Genomic DNA, 15,632 nt, shown 5'->3' on the forward strand with positions numbered 1-15,632 from the left:
CGAGCGACGATACGGGCGGGAAGACCATGACAATCGACGACTACCCCGCGATCGACGGACGGCAGTTCCGAAATGTCCTTGGACAGTTCTGCACCGGTATCACGGTGATCACCACCTTCGATACCGACAGCGCCCCGATCGGCTTCGCCTGCCAATCCTTCGCCGCCCTGTCCCTCGACCCACCCCTGGTCCTGTTCTGCCCGACCAAGACGTCCCGGTCCTGGGCGGCCATCGAAGAGTCCGGACGCTTCTGCGTGAACGTCCTGGCCGAAGAGCAGCAGCAGCTGTGCGCCCGCTTCGGTTCCCGCGAACCCGATAAATTCGCCGAAACCAGCTGGCACACCTCGGAACTGGAGCTCCCGCTCCTGGACGACGCCCTGGCCACCATCCAGTGCAAGGTGGACAGCGTCGTCGACGGCGGCGATCACTACATAGTGATCGGCCGAGTCCTGGCCCTGTCGGAGTCGACCAGCTCCGGCAGGCCGCTGTTGTTCTACCGTGGGCAGTACACGGCCATCGAACCGGAAAAGACCGTCCCTGCCCCCTGGCGCCACGACCTGGAGCATTTCCTCACCACCACAACGCTGGACACCTGGCTCTAGCGTTGCGGCGTATGTATGAGTCGAATCACCTTCGCGCGCTCCATCATTCGTCGGCGTAGGCAACCTGCGGATCTACCTGTGGCCCAACCCGAAGTAACTCGGGTCGGGCCACAGCGGCGTTAGATGGTCAGGTTGTGGGGCGGGTGCTGCGGAAGGTCAGGGCGACTGCGAAGGTCAAGGCGGCAATGCCCACTGCTGCGGCGAAGGCGGTGGTAATGCCACTGACCAGGGCGTGCTGTGCCGAACCTCCGGCATCGCGGGAGGCGGTGCCGAAGATGGTGACCAGGATGGCGAGGCCGAGGGAGGCGCCGGTCTGCTGGAGGGTTTGCAGTGCGCCGCCCGCGGCACCGGCTTCGGCCGGGGGCACGCTCGACATGATGATCACATTGAGCGGTGAGAAGGCAAGGCCGATACCGCATCCCATCAGGATCATGGCGACGAACAGCAGTGGGAAGTAGCCGCTGTCGACCGTCAGTCGGGTCAGCAGGGCCAGACCGGCCGCCATCGATATCGTGCCGACCACGGTCACCGGTTTCGGACCGAAGCGCGGCAGCAACCGCGGAATCAGCCGGATCATGGTGAACATCAGCAGTGCGGTCGGCATGAAGGCGAAACCCGTTGCCAGCGCGGACAATCCGCGCACTTCCTGCAGGTATTGGGTGAGGAAGAAGAACATCGACATACCGGCCATCGGGCCGAGGAACATATTGGCGTAGGCCGCGGCGCGATTGCGGTCGAGGAACAGCCGCAATGGCAGCAGGGGCTGGGCCGTGCGCGCCTCGATGGTCAGGAAGGCGGCGACCGATGCCGCGCCGACCGCCAGCCAAATAACCGTTCCCGCATCGCCCCAGCCGTGTGACGCGGCGCTGATGAAGCCGTAGACCAGCGCGGCGACGCCGCCGGTGGCGGTCACGGCACCGGGCAGGTCGAGGCGCGCGGGCTGACGCTCGACGATCGGCAGATAGCGCAGCGCCAGCACGACCACGGCCAGACCGAAGGGCACATTGATGAACAGTGCGGAGCGCCAGCTCAGCCATTCGGTCAGCAGTCCGCCGACTATGAGGCCGATCGCGAAGCCCGCACTGGACATGCCGGAGAACAATGCGAGCACCCGCATCCTGGCCTTGGGTTCGCTGAATGTGGTGGTCAGCAGCGCGAGGGTGCTCGGCCCGGCCATGGCACCGCCGATGCCCTGTACGACACGAGCGATGAGCAGCCAGGTCGCCGATGGCGCCAGTCCGCCCGCCAGCGAGGCGAGTGTGAACAGTGCCGTACCGGCGATGAACAGGTTGCGGCGGCCGAACAGATCACCGGCGCGGCCGCCGAGCAGCAGCAGCCCGCCGAAGACCAGGGTGTAGGCATTCATCACCCAGGACAGGTTCGTCGCGGTGAAGTGCAGGTCGGTGCGGATGCGCGGCAGCGCCACATTCATCACCGTGATGTCGAGGATGATCATCAATTGGCAGGTCAGCAGGGTGACCAGCACGATGCCGGAGCGGAGCCGACCGGCTGTCGGGGTGGCGGACACACGAGTATCCGCGGAGAGAGTGGTGGACAAAGAACGCTCCATCGCATGAGATTCAAGCGGAGGTAGCCTCCGTTTTGGATGGAGCTATCATATGGAGGGTTCCTCCAGTTACGCAACTCTATCTGGAGGGTCCTTCCGTTTTCCACTGGAGGGAATATGGCAGCACCGTCGACCGGACGGCCGATGCGCGCGGACGCCCGGCGCAACTACGAGCGGATCGTGACGACCGCTCAGGAGGCGTTCGCCGAACAAGGCCCCGAGGCGCCACTGGAAGAGATCGCGCGCCGCGCCGGTGTCGGCATCGGCACGCTCTACCGGCACTTTCCGAGCCGCGAGGTGCTGGTCGAGGCCGTATACCGTTCCAGCATCGAACAATTGAGTGCCCGCGCCCACGACCTGCTCGAAACCCGTCCGGCTGCTGAGGCTTTCGAGCAGTGGCTGCGCGAACAGGTGCAGTGGGTGATGGACAACCGCAGCCTCGCGACCACCCTGAAGGCCGGAATGGACAAGGGCTCGCCGACCTTCCAGCTGTGCCGGACCCTGATCACCGATGCGGCGGGCGCACTCCTGCAGGCGGCACAGGACGCCGGCGAGATCCGTCGCGATATCGAGCCGCGCGATCTGCTCAGATTCGGCCATGGCATCGGGGTCGCGTGCGAAACGGTGCCCGAAGCCGCCGATCGGATGCTCACCGTGACGCTGGACGGTATGCGCGCGTCGGACTGAGCGCGCTGTGGCGGGAAGCCGAGGTGTCGATCCCCAAGGCTTACACCTCGATTCGCTCAGCAGGCGATCCCAGACGCCCGTCTGGTTGTCTTTCCTCAGTGCGCCCGGTAGGGATCGAACCCACGACAACCGACTTAAAAGGACGGAGCTCTACCAACTGAGCTACAGGCGCATGGCGACCTCGAACTCGTTGTATCCACCGTAAGAACGCCCGCGCGCGATCGCAATCGAATTATCCGATGGCATCCGCGGCGGGCCAGGTGTGCGACGTGCACGTGGCGGCATCCGGCAATTCTTCTGCCAGGAAAACGGTTTGGGCCATCATCTTGAAGCCGGACATCTGTTCGCGGAAAACCTCGATGGACTCTTCCGGATGCACCGAATCGATGACCGCATGTGGGCCGATGGCATTGAACTGGTGGCTGACACCACGCGGAATCTGCATATCGACGAAGGAGCATGGCGGGACGATCAGGTTGTATCTGGTGCGGTGCAGGCCGGGCGGCGTATCCGGTAGTTCGTCCTCGAATTCGCTCGGCACGAAAGGCGTAACGCCGACGACATCGGTCACCCGGAACGGCGAGAGGCTGCTCACCCGGATGTGGGTGTCGGGACCGGTCATCATCCGGACGAAGCGCAGGCCGGTGTGCAAATGCATGCGCGAGCAGATCCCGCGTTCCTCGGCATTGTAGAAATCCATGATGTAGCGGTCGGCGAAGAAGCCGTCGAAGGGGGTTTCGATCATATAGACGTCGCCCTCTTCGAAGGTCTGGGATCGGACGATGCCATCCGCGTCGGGGGTGGTGGCGGCACGACTTGCCTTGGCATTGCGGACTATCTGGGCGAACGCTTGAACGACCACCGCGGCGACCTCGGCCGGAAATTGCGCGACGGGCGTGACGACATTGCGTCCCGCATCCTGGAAGTCGGCGAGGTCGTGGATTTCGTTCTCATCGTCTGCGCGGTACTTGATTCGCGGATCGGACATGCGGCTCCTCGGTGCTACTCCAGCGGACGAATGCGGGTCACGGCCCAACGTCGAAGGAACGCAACCACAGCTCCAACGACAGCACCAGCCACAACTTGCCGCCCTGTCGCGGCAGCAGCGCGCCGTCACCGCGCAACCACGAGCGGATGGTGTCCTCGCGGAACAGGCCACGCGCCCGGGCCGACGAGCCGAGCAGCAGGTCGTGACCGAGTTCGCGCAGCGGTCCGGAGAGCCACTGCTGCACCGGCACTCGCATACCGCTCTTCGGACGGTCCACGATGGTGGCCGGAAGTAGGTCTCGCACAGCCTGCTTGAGAATCCACTTCTCGCTGGTACCGGCGAGCTTGTACCGACCGGGCACGCGGAAGGCGTGGTCGATCACGGCGCGGTCGAACAGCGGCGCACGTCCCTCCAAACCGCTTGCGGCGGTCAGTCGTTCGACCTTGGTCAGGATGTGATGTGCGCCCTTGGTGCGCAGATTCGTATGCAGCAACTGGTTGAGCAGGCCGGTCATTCGACCCTGGCGCAGGTACGGGGCGATCAGCTCGGTCAGCGGTGGCGCATCGGTGAGTGCGGTCAGCACGTCGGGGCTCAGTAGCACCGGCAGGTCGCTGTAGCACTTGCGGTAGCTGTCCAGATAGGCCGCAGCCCTGGCGTCGGGAGCCGGATCGTCGCGGGACAATTCGAAGATCAGCATCGGCAAGTTCTTGGGACCGCCGAAGACCGGGTCGCCGCCCTCGCCATTGAGCACCACCCGAATACCGTCCGCGGCAACGGCTTCGGCGAGCATCAGATTCGGTACGGTGAGCGGATCGCCGACCGGGCAGTCCAGCAGCGATACCGTCTCCGCCAGTCGCGACGCGACCGTCGCACCGGGCACGGTGAGTATTCGATGTTCGGTATTGCAGTGCGTGGCAACGAGACCGGAGTAGGCGAGCTCGTTCGGTGTGGTGCCGCCGAAGCTGATGGAATACGACCGCACGCGCTGATCGTGCAGCTTGGCGGCGAGCGCGGTGACCAGACTGCTGTCGATACCGCCGGAGAGCAGCACCCCGACCGGTTCGCCCGTGGGCAGGCGCCGGGCGACCGCGTCCTCGAGCAGTTCGCGCAGCGCCAGCGCGTGGTCGGCGGCCGAGCGCGCATCCTCGATTTCGATCGGCTCCCAGTAGGTTTCCTCGGTCATCGAGCCGTCGTCGCGCAGGCGAACGCAGCGGCCGGGCAGGACCTCGCTGATATCGCGCAGCAGCGTCTCGCGGCCCGGCAGGTAGGCGAAGGTGAGGAATGACCGAACCGCGGGTAGATGCAGTCCGGTGCGCAGCGCGGGCCAGCGGTGCAGTGCGCGCAGCGAGGTGGATGCGGCCCAGCCATGGCCTGCGCGCGCGTGGAAGAGCGTGCGGGTGCCGACGTGGTCGCGGATCAACACCAGATCGGTACCGTCGGCGATGGCCAGTGCGAACATGCCGTCCGCTGTGGCGATTCCGTCGAGTCCGAAACGGGCGTAGCAGTGCAATAGCAGTTCGCCGTCGGCGCAGTCCGGTGATACGTCCGCGCCGAGTCGGGCACGCAGCCGGGCGGCGTTGAACAGCGTGACCTCACCGACCGCGGTCAACGCACCAACGGTGAAAGGCCCCGCCGCGACGCCGGGACCCTCGAGCAACCCCAGCGCATGACGACCGATGACCGACACCGGATCACCGCCGACCGCCCGCACCTGACCGGCCGGGTCATCCGGCGTCTGGAAAGCACACCAACGAGACATGGTTCCCCTCAGCCGAAATCGCCGCCGTCATCCCCGCCGTCATCGTCCCAGCCGCCGTAATCGCCGCCCCCGTCACTGGAACCGGACGACTGCGCAACCGCCTGTCGGCGCAGTTCCTCCTCTTCCTCGGCGGTCATTGAAATCGGCGGCATAACCAGCGCGCCCAGCAGTGCGCCCGCGGCCACAGTCGCACCGAGCCGACCACCGAATGAGGACCGATTCACCGTCAGCACACCGTCACCCCACAGCGTGCGCCCGAAACCCGCCTCCCGCCCGTACACAACGGATCCACTGCGGTACACGCGTTTCACGATCTTCGGACCGAGCGCCTCATCGGTCCCAGAGCCACCTCGATCATCACGCCAGGACACGACCCCCTGCGCATCACGAGTCCGCCACTCCTGACGCCCATCGGCATAGCGCCGATGCACGGACCCATCAGCAAGCAGTTCATCGGTATAAGTGATCTGCCGATGCTCCGACACGGCGTTCCCCTTTCTGCGTCGGGCCAGACCAACAAGCCCGTAGTTCTGCGTAGTTCGGTCACATGCGTTATCGGCACGCGCACCCCGCAAACCAGCCGGTCCGCAGCGCAGCCGGACGGACGGCAGCCCGTTCGACGAAGCATCCATGCCACATCTACACGACCCCGCCGATCCACCAGCCTGCAAACCCGCGTGCCCCGTGATGCCCTGGAACCTCCTGCGGCAAGCCACATCAGCAAGCCCGCGTGCCGTGCACGGCGCACACCAGTAGCACGCGTAATCGGCACGCGCACCCCGCGAACCAAGCGATGCACAGCGCCACCACACCGGCGACGCCGCGCTCGATCCAGCGCCCGTGCCACAGCCATATCCGCCCCTTGATCGACCGGTCGCCAGCACGCCCTGCTGCCCAACGGCGGCATGGAAACTCATGCGGCGGGCCAGGTCAGGAAGCCTGCTTTTCGGGCGCGGCGTAACTCAGTAAAGGTGGATCGGGGTGGGCGGACCTCACGGACGAGGCGGTGGACGGTGCGCAGCAGCGAGGCCGGGCGCACTGCCTCGACCTCGATGTAGCGGCCGCGGCGCAGCCATGCGCGTTCCCACGAATCCAGCTGCGCCACCATCGCGCTCAGTGCAGGGTCGCCGTAGGGCTCTTCGCGTTCCCACGAAGCCGCCTCAGCGCTGGATGCCCGGCCGCGGCGCAATTGTGTACTTTGCGTCGGACCCACGTGCTCGAGAAACGTGCTCGGCGCTGGGTCGTTCAACTCTTCGCGCTCGCGCGAATCGACCTGCGCCCCCTCGGCGCCCGGCGCTGGGTCACGGCGCAACCGTGCGCGTCCGGACAAATCCACCTGCGCCGCTATCGTGTTCGCCCCAGGATCGCAGTCCAGCTCTGCGCGCTGGCACTGATCCATCTGTGCCGCCTCGACGCTCAGCGCTGGGCTGCGGCGGAACTGTGCACGTTTCATCGAATCTGTCTGTGCCGCAAGCTTGTTCGGCATCGGCCCACTGACATGGGACAGGTGCAGTGTGCCTGCTTGGCGCGGGCGTAGGCCCAAGGGGACGACTCGTACGCCATCGGGGATTTCGGTCAGTTCCCTCAGCCGAGCTGGGAAGGTGAGTCCGGCAGCGCTCGCATCGTGCAGCAGATAGATGGTGCCCGGCACACTTGCGAGCATGCCTGCGATGCCGGGATCGAGCGGGAGTTCGGCCGCACTGAGTACCGGACATGCGGATTCCATCGGTAATCCGTTGGCGCGCAGCATTTGTGCGATTGCGTCCGATTCGCAGACGAGCAGCCGTGGTAGGCCGTAGTCGAACAGGTCCGGTTCGGGTGTGTGCCGTCCGGCTCGGGTGGCCTCCGGTGGCGCGAGCGTCAAAAGGCCCGGCAGCTCGCCGTGGCGGTCGAGCGCGCTGCGAAAGGACGCGTAGCTCAGCGGTGCGGGGACCGTGAATGCGAAGCGCCGTGGGATCCGATGCACCGGTGTGAGGATTCGGCACACCTCGTAATAGAGCTGGCGCTCGGTGAATCGGATACCGCTCGGCGCGGCGGCTCGTTCGGCGGCGATGCGCAGCAGCCGATCGAGCATATGCGGTTTCACCCGGCCGGCCACGTGAGGAAACCTACCTCGCGGGCGCGCCGTCGCTCCGGATCGGCCGCATCCTCGACCCGCTCGACCGCCCGTTCCAGCACCGCGAGCAGTTTCGCCGGCGCAATCGCGGCGATCGGCGACCACCACCCTTCGGTGAGCCATTCGATCTCCGCCGCCGAGAGCGCTTCCCCGCGCAGAAATGCGGTATCGGACTCCGGCGGTCGAGGCTCACGCAGCCGCAGCGCCGAAGCATTGGCCAGTACCGCGCGCGGCCACAGACCGACCGGCACGACCCGGGTACCGAGCGCCACCCGAGCCTGCCCGGCCAGGGCGACACCGGCCAGGCTGGCATCGTGCAGCACGATCACCGGCACATCCGGTGGCAGCCGATCGATGCGATCCGATAGGGCCATATCCCAGGTCCGCGATATCTCGTTCGCGGCAAGGCAGGCCAGCACGCTCACATCCGGGCACAGCACGGCGAATCGGGGCCGCTGCACGGCGGGCGGTTTCACCAGCGATTCGTCCACCGAGCCGGGCGGCGGACCGTTGTAGATCGGGGCCCACCGACCGATCACATCCCGACGGAAGACGGTGTACGACACCGGCATTCGGACCGAGGCCCGGCTCAGGAACCAGGGCCGCGCGGACCGCAGACCGACAATGGCCAGCGCCAGCACCAGCGCACCGAGCGGAATCACCACCCCCGCCGGTGCCGCGCCACTGACCATCAGGAAGAAGGCCACCACCACAATGGCCACCGAAGCCCCGATGCGCACCCGCTTGAATACCTGCAGCACATCCGGAACCTTCTTGCGCCCCGCCGCATACCAGAGCTGCGTCAAGGTATACCGCAGGCCCCGCCCGTCCCCGAGCCGCTCGGCCAGCTTGCGCATCCGAATATCGTGCAGTCCGAACGGACTTTCCCTCGGCTCCAGCGCAAACTCCCGCTTACAAGTCGAACAGCGCCGCCCCCCGCGCTCCTTGCGCAACAGATTCGCATTGCAATGCGGACAGATCACGCCTCATAGTCTCCGATTCCCCCACCACCCGCGACCCCAAAATTCCAATGTTCACCCACCGGCCAGCGACCGACGCACCATCCGGCCGGTACCGCGCACAAGTACACCCTGTACAGGCACTGCCCCGCCCCATGCAAAGGCGGCCAGGACCCGGTCCCGGCCTTGCCGTCCTCGGATCAGCTGGAGACAGAGACCTCACGCTGAAGCTCCCAGCGATTTCGATCAACTGGCCCTCTTCGCCGCCAACCAAATTGCACCTGCCCGCACGCACACCAGTTCACCCGCTGCTAGAGCCCTGCACCGCATCCAGTGGGCTCCGCCCACGAGTACATGCCTCGGTAAGGCACTCGGACGCCCCGCGCAAACACCGCGCCCCCGGAAAACCCTCGCGCAGTAACATTTCGGGCACAGACCGAGGCTCGCGCATATCTACTGGGTACCGCGCGTAAGTTGCGCGCGGTACCCACTGGATATGCGGCACCCCATGCAAAGGCCGCGACCAGTTGGGGACCGGTCGCGGCCTTGCGGTCTGGGTCAGGCGGAGACGGTGGCCTCGCGCTGGAGTTCGAGGGCGATATCGATCAGCTGGTCCTCCTGGCCGCCGACGAGTTTGCGCTTGCCTGCGCGGACCAGCATCTCGGCGGCGGAGACGCCGTAGCGTTCGGCCTGGCGTTCGGCGTGCTTGAGGAAGCTGGAGTACACGCCCGCGTAGCCCATCATCAGTGCCTGGCGGTCCAGCAGGCATTCCTGCGGCATGACCGGGCGGACCACGTCTTCGGCCGCATCGGCGATCGCGAAGAAGTCGATACCGGTCTTGATGCCGAGCTTGTCGCAGACGCCGACGAATGCCTCAACCGGGGTATTGCCCGCGCCCGCGCCGAATCGCCGTGCGCTGCCGTCGATTTGCTTCGCACCCGCGCGAACGGCGTAGACGGAGTTGGCAACAGCCAGGTCCAGGTTCTCGTGCCCGTGGAAACCGACCTGGGCATCATCGCCGAGTTCGGCGACCAGCGCGGCGACCCGGTCCGAAACCTGTTCGAGCACAAGCGCACCCGCCGAGTCCACCACGTAGACGCACTGGCAACCCGCGTCGGCCATGATGCGGGCCTGCTTGGCCAGCGCCTCCGGCGGCTGGGTATGCGACATCATCAGGAAGCCGACGGTTTCCAGTCCCAGCTCGCGCGCGAGACCGAAATGCTGGATCGACACATCCGCCTCGGTGCAGTGCGTGGCGATGCGGCAGATCGAGGCACCGTTGTCCTGGGAGATCTTGATGTCCTCCTTGACGCCGACGCCGGGCAGCATGAGCACCGCGATCTTGGCCTGCTTGGCCGTCTCCGCCGCGATCTTGACCAGTTCCTGCTCGGGAGTGTGCGAGAAGCCGTAGTTGAACGATGAGCCGCCGAGGCCGTCGCCGTGGGTCACCTCGATGACCGGCACACCGGCGCCGTCCAGCGCGGTGACGATATTGCGCACATCGTCGGCGGTGAACTGGTGGCGCTTGTGGTGCGAGCCGTCACGCAGCGAGGTATCGGTGACGCGGATGTCGAGTTCTGCTGAATAGACCATATCGAAGGCTCCTTTACACCCGGGCCGACAGAATCTGCTGTGCCATGACCTCGCCGACCTGGGTGGCGGCGGCGGTCATGATGTCGAGGTTGCCCGCGTACGGCGGCAGGAAGTCACCGGCGCCCTCGACCTCGACGAAGACCGAAACCTTCGCCATACCACCGGAAACCACCGACGGCGGGTCGAACTGCGGCTCGTTCAGCAGCCGGTAGCCGGGCACGTACTTCTGGATGTCCTCGACCATCCGATGGATGGAATCGGCGATCGCATCGGTATCGGCATCTTCCGGGATCGCGCAGAAGATGGTGTCGCGCATGATCATCGGCGGTTCGGCCGGGTTCAGAATGATGATCGCCTTGCCACGCTGCGCGCCGCCGATCGTCTCCACACCACGCGAGGTGGTCTTGGTGAACTCATCGATATTGGCGCGGGTGCCCGGTCCGGCGGAGACCGACGATACCGAGGCCACGATCTCGGCGTAGGGCACCGGCACCACGCGCGATACCGCCGCGACGATCGGAATGGTGGCCTGACCACCGCAGGTGATCATATTGACGTTCGGCGCATCGAGATTCGCACCGACCAGGTTCACCGGTGGCACGACCGCGGGCCCGACGGCGGCGGGGGTGAGGTCGACCGCGCGGATCCCGGCCTCGGCATATTTGGGTGCCGCGGCGCGATGCACATACGCCGAGGTCGCCTCGAAGACGAGATCGGGCAGCTCCGACTGCGCGAGCAACCAGTCAACGCCCTCGTGCGAGGTCTCCAGCCCGAGCCCGCGGGCGCGCTTCAAACCCTCGCTCTCCGGGTCGATTCCGATCATCCACTTCGGTTCCACCGTGGTGGAGCGCAGCAGTTTGTACAGCAGATCGGTGCTGATATTGCCGGATCCGACGATCGCGGCGGTGACGGTCCCCGTTTCGGACACGGCCAGCCTCCTATTTGAATTGCAAACGGACAGAACCGAGTCCGGCGAACTCGGCATGGAACGAATCACCCGCACGGGCGTCGATGGCGCGGGTGCAGGAGCCGGGCAGCACGATGTCGCCCGCCTTGAGCCGCACCCCGAAGCTGGCCACCTTGCGGGCCAGCCAGGCCACCGCGATGACCGGATCGCCGAGCACGGCATCGCTGCGGCCCTCGGCGATCACCTCGCCATTGCGGGTGAGCACGGCGTCGATGGCCTTGATATCAATGTCTTTCGGCGCGACTCGTGCCGCACCGAGCACGAAACCGGCCGAGGACGCGTTATCGGAAATGGTGTCGGCCAGCCCGATCTGCCAATCCTTGATCCGCGAATCGATCAGCTCGATGGACGGCGCATACGCGACCGTCGCGGCGAGCACATCGGCCTCGGTGCAATCGGCACCGGGCAGATCCGCGCCGAGGATGAAGCCGACCTCGACCTCCACCCGGGGGATCAGATAGCGCGAGGTCTCGACCGGAACATCCTCGAATACCTGCATATCCGCGAGCAGATGACCGTAGTCGGGTTCGTCGACACCCATCATCTGCTGCATGGCGAGCGAGGACAGCCCGACCTTGTGCCCGACCACCTTCGCGCCATTGTCGAGTTTGCGCCGGATATTGATCAGCTGGATCTCATAGGCGTCCACGACATCGATATCGGGATGCCTGGCGATGAGGGGTTCGATGCCGACCCGGTCGCGCTCGGCGACGTCGAGTTCATCGGCCAATTCGATTCGTACCGCGTCGGACAGCACGCTAATTTCCTTCCACTGTTGTCGCTTCGGGCACGGCTGCCCGCGAAAGCGCGTCGGCACCTGCCGCGAACCTGCCCGCACGCCGACCGGAGAAAATGCAGTCGGCCAGGGACAATCCGCTGACGTAGGAGTCCGAGCAGATACCGACCGCGGTCCGCCCGGCCGCGAACAGGCCGGGAATATCGGTTCCGGCATTCGATTGCACGGCTCCGGTGCTCTCGTCGACGACCACGCCGCCGAGGGTGAGCATCGGGCACGGGTTGATGACGCTCGGCTTGATACCCACGTCCAACAACCAGAACGGCCCGGCCCCCACAGTTTTGGTGAACTCCGCGGGCTTGCCGACCGGATCGGGCGCGCCGTTCTCGATGGCGGCATTGTGCTCGGCGACGGTGGCACGCAGCCCGCCGGCATTGATACCGGCCTTCGCCGCGACGGCGTCCAGGGTCGCGCCGCGCACCGCGGTCCGCCGCATCGCCTCGAACTGCCCGCGCTGGAACCAGGCCGACTGCGTCCGGATCTGCCCGATCGCGGTCCGCATGAGCTTGTCGTCGGCGAGCAGCCAGCCCTTGCCGTCGTGTTCGGTGATCAACGCGTGGCCGACCGCGGCACCGTAGCGGGTCTCATCGATGACCCGGCGGCCGCCCGCGTCGACCAGTACCGAACCGGTAAAAGCGCTGGGCGGCAGGATGAACCGCCACGCCGAGATATTCCCCATCCGATCCGTCGCGGCACCGATCTGTCGGGCCATCCGGATCCCGCTGCCGTCATCACCGGTCGTGCCGAGTGCGAGTCCCCCGCGGTAGCGCGGCCCGTATTCCCGCAGCATGTCCCGATTCGCGATGAACCCGCCCGCGCTGAGCACCACACCGCGGCGGGCCTGGATCCGAATCGTGGTGCGGTAGCGGCGATCCAGCTTCGCCAGCCGCCGCTCCAGCGCCTTGCGCAGCGGCGGGTAGTAGATGCCGGGCTTGGCCGCGATTTTCGCCATCCGGGCGTAGCGGTCCCGGACCGCTCCCGGGGCATCGCGCAGGGTCTCGCATTCGACGCCGATCACCGTGCCGTTGTCATCGACGATCAATCGGGTTGCCTGCGTGAGGGTTTCCACCCGAACCCCGCGCCGCGCGGCCGAGGCGGCCAGTGGACCGGTGAGCTTCTTACCCGAGGTGCCCTTGCCCTTGACGCGGTGTCCACGCTGGGCGGGCACCGCGACCTCGCGCCCGTAACCGGAGACCTCACTGCCCGAGTAGTAGAGGTAGTAGCTGTCATTGGGGTACGACGTCTTGTACGGACACAGCGATGCCTCGAACGGCACCCCGTGCCCCTTCAGCCATTCGATCATCGCGGGGCTCTCGGCGACGAATCGCCGCAGCGTCTCGGGCCGGACGGCGGTGCCGACTTCACGCTCGAGATAGGCCAGCATCTGCTCCGGTGTATCGCGCACACCCGCCTCGTGCTGCACCGATGTGCCGCCGCCCGCATAGATGATGCCGCCGGACAGTGCCGATGCGCCGCCGCCGGTGAAGCGCTCCAGCACCAGCACCTGTGCACCCGCATCCGTCGCTTCCAGCGCGGCCGCCGCACCCGCGGCGCCGAATCCGACGACGACCACGTCGGTGGCCAGGTCCCATTCGAGGCCCATGTACATCACTCCGGTCAGAAACTGAAACAAGTTTTCTCGACGAATGGAACGCCGAGCAAGTCTTCTGCCACTCAACATAGACCAAATGCGCCCCCATTCTATAACGTGTTCTACATGACTGATCCGGTTAATGATCCACAGAGCTACGACGTGGTGGTGGTCGGCAGTGGTGCTGCAGGTATGACCGCCGCCCTCGCCGCAGCCCACCATGGACTGAGTGCGGTGATCATTGAGAAGGCCGCGCACTACGGCGGGTCGACCGCGCGCTCGGGTGGTGGTGTGTGGATCCCCGGTAACAAGGCGCTCGCGGCGTCCGGCCGTCCCGATGACCGTGAGGATGCGCGCACCTACCTGCACAGCATCATCGGTGACGTGGTGCCGAAGGACCGGATCGACACCTACATCGACCGCGGTGCGGAGGCCTTCGACTTCGTCCTCGACCACACGCCGCTGAAGATGAAGTGGGTGCCCGGCTACTCCGACTACTACCCGGAGGCTCCGGGCGGCCTCGGCGCTGGACGCTCGTGCGAACCCGCACCGTTCGACGCCAAGGTCCTCGGCGAGGAGCGGTTCAATCTGGAGCCACCGTACGCCAAGGCTCCGCTGAATGTGGTCGTCATGCAGGCCGATTTCGTGCGGCTCAATCTGATCCGCCGCCACCCGAAGGGCATCATGCGGGCGATGCGAGTCGGCGCCCGCACCTATTTCGCCAAGTGGACCGGTAAGCACATCCTCGGCATGGGGCAGGCCATCATCGCCGCCATGCGCAAGGGGCTCCTGGATGCGAATGTGCCACTGCTGCTGAACACTCCGCTGACCAAGCTCATTGTGGAAGACGGCGTGGTCACCGGCGTCGAGGCCGAGCACAACGGCGAGCCGGTGCGGTTCACCGCCAAGTACGGGGTAGTGCTGGCCAGCGGCGGCTTCGAGCACAACGCCGAAATGCGCACCAAGTACCAGCGCCAGCCCATCACCACCGAGTGGACCACCGGTGCGGCCGCCAATACCGGCGACGGCATCAATGCGGGCATGGATGTGGGCGCCGCGGTCGGCTTCATGGAGGATTCCTGGTGGGGGCCGACCATCTTCAAGGGCGGTAAGCCCTGGTTCGCACTGGCCGAACGGAATCTGCCCGGCACCATCATGGTCAACGCCGATGGCAAGCGATTCGGAAATGAGTCCGCTCCTTACGTCGAGGCTGTGCACACCATGTACGGCGGCGAATATGGGCAGGGTGAAGGTCCAGGCGCGAATATCCCCGCGTGGCTGGTTTTCGACCAGCGCTACCGGAACCGCTACATCTTCGCCGGATTGCAGCCTGGTCAGCGGTTTCCGTCCCGCTGGATGGAAAACGACCTCATTGTCAAGGCCGATAGCCTCGAGGAGTTGGCCACCAAGATCGGGGTGCCCGCGGACAGTCTGGCGGCGACCGTCGAGCGGTTCAACAAGTTCGCCGACACTGGTAAGGACGAAGACTTCGGCCGCGGCAACAGCCATTACGACCGCTACTACGGCGATCCGACGGTGAAGCCCAACCCCTGCCTTGCGGGGCTGGTGCAGGGTCCGTACTACGCGGCCAAGATCGTGCCCGGTGACCTGGGTACGAAGGGCGGTCTGGTCGCCGATACCGCCGGCCGGGTGCTGCGCGAGGACGGCACCGTGATCGAGGGTCTGTATGCCTCCGGCAATAGCGCGACCCCGGTGATGGGCCACACCTACGCCGGCCCGGGCGCCACCATCGGCCCCGCGATCACCTTCGGCTACCTCGCGGTGCTGGATATCGCCGAACGCAAGAAGCGACCGTCGGCCGAGGCTGCCGCCGAGGCGTGAGCGACCGAGGGGGCGTCTCACCGAGCGGACGCCCCCTTGCCCACGCGGATGCGCTCGCCGCAGGATCGATTCGAGGCAACCGTCCCCGTGAGCGACGAACCGCAGGCCACCTCGCCGGACCACATCCGACCAGGACCGGCCGCACCGGGCAGATGAATCTGTCCA

The 15,632-nt window shown here is 66.1% G+C and carries 13 protein-coding genes and 1 tRNA gene; 3 read left to right on the forward strand and 11 right to left on the reverse strand.

Annotated features, from left to right (window positions below):
* Positions 1-26: 26 nt before the first annotated feature.
* The gene (hsaB, locus tag ACWEO2_RS08970) at positions 27-602 is read left to right on the forward strand and encodes a 3-hydroxy-9,10-secoandrosta-1,3,5(10)-triene-9,17-dione monooxygenase reductase subunit (RefSeq protein ID WP_452404804.1); all 576 of its coding nucleotides are present in this window, start codon (positions 27-29) and stop codon (positions 600-602) included.
* Positions 603-729: 127 nt separating this feature from the next.
* Here the strand turns inward: hsaB and ACWEO2_RS08975 are convergent, their stop codons facing one another.
* Positions 730-2,160, reverse strand: a complete 1,431-nt coding sequence (locus tag ACWEO2_RS08975) for an MFS transporter (protein ID WP_452404805.1) — start codon at positions 2,158-2,160, stop codon at positions 730-732.
* A 126-nt stretch (positions 2,161-2,286) separates the two neighbouring features.
* On the opposite strand from ACWEO2_RS08975, the gene ACWEO2_RS08980 reads away from it, so the two are divergent.
* A complete protein-coding gene (locus tag ACWEO2_RS08980; RefSeq protein ID WP_354958567.1) occupies positions 2,287-2,856 on the forward strand; it encodes a TetR/AcrR family transcriptional regulator in 570 nt (189 codons plus the stop codon).
* 99 nt (positions 2,857-2,955) lie between these two features.
* Here ACWEO2_RS08980 and ACWEO2_RS08985 read toward each other — a convergent pair.
* The 10 genes from ACWEO2_RS08985 to ACWEO2_RS09030 form a co-directional block, all read right to left on the reverse strand.
* Positions 2,956-3,028: transfer RNA gene (locus ACWEO2_RS08985), tRNA-Lys, on the reverse strand.
* 60 nt (positions 3,029-3,088) lie between these two features.
* Positions 3,089-3,844, reverse strand: a complete 756-nt coding sequence (locus ACWEO2_RS08990) for a hypothetical protein (protein WP_452404806.1) — start codon at positions 3,842-3,844, stop codon at positions 3,089-3,091.
* Positions 3,845-3,881: 37 nt separating this feature from the next.
* Entirely contained in the window at positions 3,882-5,603 is a 1,722-nt protein-coding gene (locus ACWEO2_RS08995; protein WP_452404807.1) for an asparagine synthetase B family protein, read from the reverse strand.
* A gap of 8 nt (positions 5,604-5,611) precedes the next feature.
* Positions 5,612-6,088 (reverse strand): hypothetical protein, encoded by a 477-nt coding sequence (locus ACWEO2_RS09000; RefSeq protein WP_452404808.1) that lies wholly within the window; start codon positions 6,086-6,088, stop codon positions 5,612-5,614.
* Between the two features lie 428 nt (positions 6,089-6,516).
* The gene (locus ACWEO2_RS09005) at positions 6,517-7,701 is read right to left on the reverse strand and encodes a hypothetical protein (RefSeq protein ID WP_452404809.1); all 1,185 of its coding nucleotides are present in this window, start codon (positions 7,699-7,701) and stop codon (positions 6,517-6,519) included.
* Positions 7,686-8,576: a hypothetical protein gene (locus ACWEO2_RS09010; RefSeq protein WP_452404810.1), complete on the reverse strand. Its 891-nt coding sequence runs from the start codon at positions 8,574-8,576 to the stop codon at positions 7,686-7,688. Before ACWEO2_RS09010 ends, ACWEO2_RS09005 begins: the two co-directional genes overlap by 16 nt.
* 660 nt (positions 8,577-9,236) lie before the next feature.
* Complete coding sequence (gene dmpG / locus ACWEO2_RS09015; protein WP_355185997.1) at positions 9,237-10,271, reverse strand: 4-hydroxy-2-oxovalerate aldolase; 1,035 nt, start codon at positions 10,269-10,271, stop codon at positions 9,237-9,239.
* Positions 10,272-10,284: 13 nt separating this feature from the next.
* Positions 10,285-11,199 carry an acetaldehyde dehydrogenase (acetylating) gene (locus ACWEO2_RS09020; protein ID WP_354958557.1) on the reverse strand — a complete coding sequence of 305 codons (915 nt, stop codon included), beginning with the start codon at positions 11,197-11,199 and terminating at the stop codon, positions 10,285-10,287.
* Positions 11,200-11,209: 10 nt separating this feature from the next.
* Entirely contained in the window at positions 11,210-11,995 is a 786-nt protein-coding gene (locus ACWEO2_RS09025; RefSeq protein WP_452404811.1) for a 2-keto-4-pentenoate hydratase, read from the reverse strand.
* A 1-nt stretch (position 11,996) separates the two neighbouring features.
* Positions 11,997-13,637, reverse strand: coding sequence for an FAD-binding protein (locus tag ACWEO2_RS09030; RefSeq protein WP_452404812.1), 1,641 nt, complete (start codon positions 13,635-13,637; stop codon positions 11,997-11,999).
* Positions 13,638-13,742: 105 nt separating this feature from the next.
* On the opposite strand from ACWEO2_RS09030, the gene kstD reads away from it, so the two are divergent.
* Positions 13,743-15,467: a 3-oxosteroid 1-dehydrogenase gene (gene kstD, locus ACWEO2_RS09035; protein ID WP_452404813.1), complete on the forward strand. Its 1,725-nt coding sequence runs from the start codon at positions 13,743-13,745 to the stop codon at positions 15,465-15,467.
* Positions 15,468-15,632 lie beyond the last annotated feature (165 nt).

The organism is Nocardia sp. NPDC004278 (genome assembly GCF_053602975.1).

What these genes read in the sequence shown, in the direction of transcription:
- dmpG (WP_355185997.1), bottom strand. Translation starts at nt 10,271, where the DNA reads ATGGTCTATTCAGCAGAACTCGACATCCGCGTCACCGATACCTCGCTG.
- hsaB (WP_452404804.1), top strand. Translation starts at nt 27, where the DNA reads ATGACAATCGACGACTACCCCGCGATCGACGGACGGCAGTTCCGAAAT.
- ACWEO2_RS08990 (WP_452404806.1), bottom strand. Translation starts at nt 3,844, where the DNA reads ATGTCCGATCCGCGAATCAAGTACCGCGCAGACGATGAGAACGAAATC.
- ACWEO2_RS08995 (WP_452404807.1), bottom strand. Translation starts at nt 5,603, where the DNA reads ATGTCTCGTTGGTGTGCTTTCCAGACGCCGGATGACCCGGCCGGTCAG.
- ACWEO2_RS09010 (WP_452404810.1), bottom strand. Translation starts at nt 8,576, where the DNA reads ATGCGCAAGCTGGCCGAGCGGCTCGGGGACGGGCGGGGCCTGCGGTAT.
- ACWEO2_RS09030 (WP_452404812.1), bottom strand. Translation starts at nt 13,637, where the DNA reads ATGGGCCTCGAATGGGACCTGGCCACCGACGTGGTCGTCGTCGGATTC.
- ACWEO2_RS08980 (WP_354958567.1), top strand. Translation starts at nt 2,287, where the DNA reads ATGGCAGCACCGTCGACCGGACGGCCGATGCGCGCGGACGCCCGGCGC.